At 64.5% G+C, this 3,948-nt stretch carries 4 protein-coding genes and 1 pseudogene; 1 reads left to right on the top strand and 4 read right to left on the bottom strand.

Translation table 11 applies throughout. The features are described from left to right. The 4 genes from FFS27_RS29900 to FFS27_RS29885 all read right to left on the bottom strand — a co-directional run. Positions 1-672, bottom strand: a 672-nt coding sequence (locus tag FFS27_RS29900) for a methyltransferase domain-containing protein (protein ID WP_137952417.1), incomplete at its 3' end; no start/stop codon positions are given. After that, positions 662-1,087: a DUF1641 domain-containing protein gene (locus FFS27_RS29895; protein WP_003090035.1), complete on the bottom strand. Its 426-nt coding sequence runs from the start codon at positions 1,085-1,087 to the stop codon at positions 662-664. The genes FFS27_RS29900 and FFS27_RS29895, both read right to left, overlap by 11 nt. Positions 1,088-1,109: 22 nt before the next feature. Beyond that, positions 1,110-2,297 carry an NAD(P)/FAD-dependent oxidoreductase gene (locus FFS27_RS29890; protein ID WP_003090036.1) on the bottom strand — a complete coding sequence of 396 codons (1,188 nt, stop codon included), beginning with the start codon at positions 2,295-2,297 and terminating at the stop codon, positions 1,110-1,112. Positions 2,298-2,489: 192 nt separating this feature from the next. Next, a complete protein-coding gene (locus tag FFS27_RS29885; RefSeq protein ID WP_003090037.1) occupies positions 2,490-2,699 on the bottom strand; it encodes a hypothetical protein in 210 nt (69 codons plus the stop codon). A gap of 255 nt (positions 2,700-2,954) precedes the next feature. On the opposite strand from FFS27_RS29885, the pseudogene FFS27_RS29880 reads away from it, so the two are divergent. Next, positions 2,955-3,948 (top strand): annotated as a pseudogene (locus FFS27_RS29880) (cyclic di-GMP phosphodiesterase); the annotation flags it as partial.

Here is a 3,948-nt window from a genome sequence, read left to right as displayed (position 1 = left end):
GGCGGAGACCTTGATCCAATCGAAGATCGGGTCGTTGCCGTCCACCACTTGCAGGTACTCGGTCTCCCAGATGTCCAGCTCCGCCGTCAGCGGTGCCAGTAGCCGGTAGTAGTTGTCCAGCGACAGCACATTGCGCCGATGCAGCCGGTAGCGCAACGCGGGGCTGCCCAGCGATGCACCGCCGGGGCCCGCACTGTCCAGCGCATCGAGCATCAGGCGATACCAGGAAGCATCGCGCCAGTTCGGCATGTGCGCCGCCAGGCAGCCTCCCGGAGCCAGTTGCCCCAGCAGGCGTGGCAGCAGCTTGCCGTGATCTTCGAGAAAGTGCAGTACCGCCGCTGCGAACAGCAGGCTGGCAGGGCGCTCGGCGCACCAGTGGCGCAGGTTGGCGCGTTCCCAACTGGCCTTGATCGGCAAGCGCGCGGCCTCCTCGAGCATCTCCACGGAGCTGTCCACGCCGTGCAGTTCGGCCAGCGGCCAGCGGCGGGCGAGCAATTCGGTGGCGATGCCGGTTCCGCAGCCAAGATCGTAGATCCGTTCCGGACAGCACAGCTCGATATGGTCCAGCAACTCGACCACCGGCCGCTGGCGCAATCGGGCGAACTGCATGTAGGCGGAAGGGTTCCAACGCGCCTCTAGATCCGCACGATCTCGGAGAAGGTCATGCACCATGGGCAACCTCCTGCTCCGCGGCGAGTTGGCACCCCAGGCTGCGCAAGCTACCCAGCACGAGAGCCAGCCCGCGCCGGGTATCGGCGTCGCGCAACAACCGCAGCAGGTCTTTCAGGCTTGGCGGCTGCTCTCGGAGCAGCTCCGCCTTGGCCACGCGTACCGCGTTACCGACTGACCAACCGACACTGGTGACCTGCTCGAAGAGCTGCGCCAGCCTGTCCACCATGGCCGGGTCCAGCAGATCGACGATATCCGAAAGCAGTGACAGCAGATCCACCAGGTTGTCCAGGCGGTGGCCCTCGATCAGCGGCTGCAACTTGACGGCCAGGGCCTGGAGACTCTCGCGGGTCTGCTCGGGAAACAGGGTGGTATCGGCCTGCGCCTGCGACGCGTATGGCTGCTGATGGCTATCCATGTCGGCTCCTCCCCGTGCGGGGTCAAAGCATTCCACGGGCTACGGCCCAGTACAGGCCGCGATTGAAACCCTGGCGCAACAACCCGCCAAGCTTGGTCGGCGGGGTCGGCTTTACGTCGTGCCGATAGTCGTACCAGAGCGGCATTCCGGCGTTCAGGCCCATCTGCGCGACAGCCTGGACTCGTCCATCGTAGATCGCGCAGGGCTTACCGAGACGAATCTCGGCAGCGATGTTGCTGGCGACTACCGGCGCCTGGTTGTGACAGGCACCACCGGCCTTGCTCACCGGCAGATCGACGGTATCGCCCAGGGTATACACCCGGTCGACGCCATACACCTGCAAGGTTTCATGGTTCGTCGGCAACCAGCCTTCGTCGGCGGCGGCCTGGGACAGGCCGCACTCCCGGACCGCATCCACGGCGTGGATCGGCGGTGTCGCCATGAGCAAGTCGAACGGCTGCTCGTCGCCCTCCTCCGAATAGGCGATGCGCCGCTCCGGGTCGACCCTGGCCAGGGTAAAACCGCGCTGGAAACGGATGCCGCGTTGCTCGAACAGGCTCGGCAGGATTTCGCAGGTCGGTCGTTGCAGGAACAGACAGTTGCGCAGCAACTGGGCCGTGGTGGGATAGGTGTAGACGATCTCGACACGTTCGCGGACACCCCGGCGGCGCAAGTAGTCGTCGAGCATCAGGGTCGTCTCCACAGGCGCGATCCCGCACTGGTGGGGCACATTCGGCGTCCTCGGGAAGCTCACCGTGATGAATACCCGCCCCGACTCCAGGCTCGCCAGCCGCTCGGCCAACCGACGGGCCGGCTGGTACTGGTAGAAATGGTCGCCAGCCTCTTTCAGCCCCTCGATACGTTCCGGAGCCGGCACGCAACCCGTGGCGATCACCAGGTAGTCGTAGCCATGGCGCCTGCCGCTGCGGGTCTGCAGTTCCTGGCGGGGGAAATCGAAACGGTCGACCCGGTCGAGCTGGAACATCACTTCCGGCCGCAGCAGCGAGCGCTGCGGTCGTTTCAGATCTTCGAGGAAGAATTGCTCGAAGGCGACGTACATGAAGGCCGGCTTGTAGTAGTGATCCGGCGAGTCGGAAATCAGCAGTACCTGCACCTCGCCGCCGAGTATCTCCGGGTAGAGCCGGACGACCAGCAGGTTGGCGAGCATAGTGCCGCCCACTCCGCCCCCGACGATGACGATTCGTTGCATGACTTCTCCTTAACCCTGAGGAAGCCATGGGTATATCTAGATGAACCGGGGGATTAGGCAAGCACGGCTTCGCCACGGAAACAGGACAAATCCGGAAACCTCACCCAGTTCAAGCGCTTGCCTGCGAAGACCCGCCGCCTACCAGAACTGGCAGGGTAGAACGACGGGAATACAGCGCTGCCTCGCTGACGCCTAGCGCCTCGTTCGGGCGAGGGCCCGGAACGTATCGAACGCCAGCACCAGCACGAGCATCGGCATGAGCAACGGGACGAAGGCGGACATGGCGTCCTGGTAAGGCCGCCCCAGCCACCACAGGTAGAGGCTGGCTCCGCCGATCAGCAGGATGACGAGAAGGATGACGAACTTGCAGAGGCGCGAGGCGAAGGAGAACGTATCGGACATGTCTTTTCTCGGTGGAAGCATGTGCGACCGTTTTAGCGAGCGGTGGTGCCGGTCGATATAGGAAACGTCCGATTGGCAGGTAATCGGTTTCGCAGAGCTGGCGTCGGCGTCGAAGGCCCTACCGGCATGACCGCGATCAACCCCCATGCCCTTTCATCGCTGCAATCTGGGAAAGAGCCCGCGCTCCACGAAATAAAGGCACAATGACATCATTGATTGCCGATGCCCGACATCGCAGTAGCCCAGGAGTCCAGCATGGCAACCCCACCCTATCCCGCGAACGAGCATTCCAGGCAAGCCTACGTCGACCAACTCGGATTGCTGGAAGAAGGTGCGGACGAGGTATTCGAGGAAATCCTCGCCGCCGCTACGTCCTACTTCCAGACGCCCATCGCGCTCATTTCCATCCTCGACCACCAGCGCCAGTGGTTTCGCGCGAGCATCGGCCTCGATACCCGGCAGACGCCGCGACGGGATTCGTTCTGCGCCTACGCGATCCTGGGCAAGGGAGTCTTCGAGGTGGCCGACGCCACCCTCGACCCGCGCTTCCGGGACAATCCCTATGTGCAAGGCGAACCGCGCATCCGCTTCTACGCCGGGGCTCCGCTGGCCACCGCGGAGGGTCTCAACCTCGGCAGCCTCTGCGTCATCGACCGGGAACCACGCGGGCCGCTGTCCGAGCGCGACATCGCCATGCTCGAGCATTTCGCCCGCCTGGTGATGGCCCGTATCCATACGCTGCGCTCGACCAACTACATCGACGAGCCAACCGGCCTGTACAACCGTCTCCGCCTGCAGGAGGACGTTTCCCTGCGCCTGCAGCGCGACGGCGCCCTCACCGTGATCGCCGCCGACCTCCTGCCCCTCGCCCTGCTGAATACCATCATCCGTACGCTGGGCTATCCCTTTTCCAACGACCTCATGCTCGAGGCGCGCGACCGCATCCGCGCGGAACTGCCGGATTTCACCCTCTACAAGATCAGCCCGACGCGCTTCGGACTGCTCCTGCCACGGCAGCAACAGGAAGAAACCGAGTCGGTCTGCCTCCGCTTGCTGCGGGCCTTCGAAAGCCCCGTCGTATGTCGCGGGATCCCGATCAAGGCCATCGTGGGACTCGGCGTACTACCGCTTGCCGACGATCCCCTCGACGGCGACCAGGACTGGCTGCGCCTGGTGGTCAGCGCGGCCGACGACGCCCGCGACCGCGGTGTCGGCTGGGCCCGCTACAACCCGCCGCTGGGCCTGGTCC

The sequence above is a fragment of the Pseudomonas sp. 2VD genome (assembly GCF_005503585.1).
In the GTDB taxonomy this organism is placed as follows: Bacteria; Pseudomonadota; Gammaproteobacteria; order Pseudomonadales; family Pseudomonadaceae; genus Pseudomonas; species Pseudomonas aeruginosa.
Note: the sequence above shows the minus strand (reverse complement) of the source record. Positions and strands in the feature narration are given on the sequence as shown.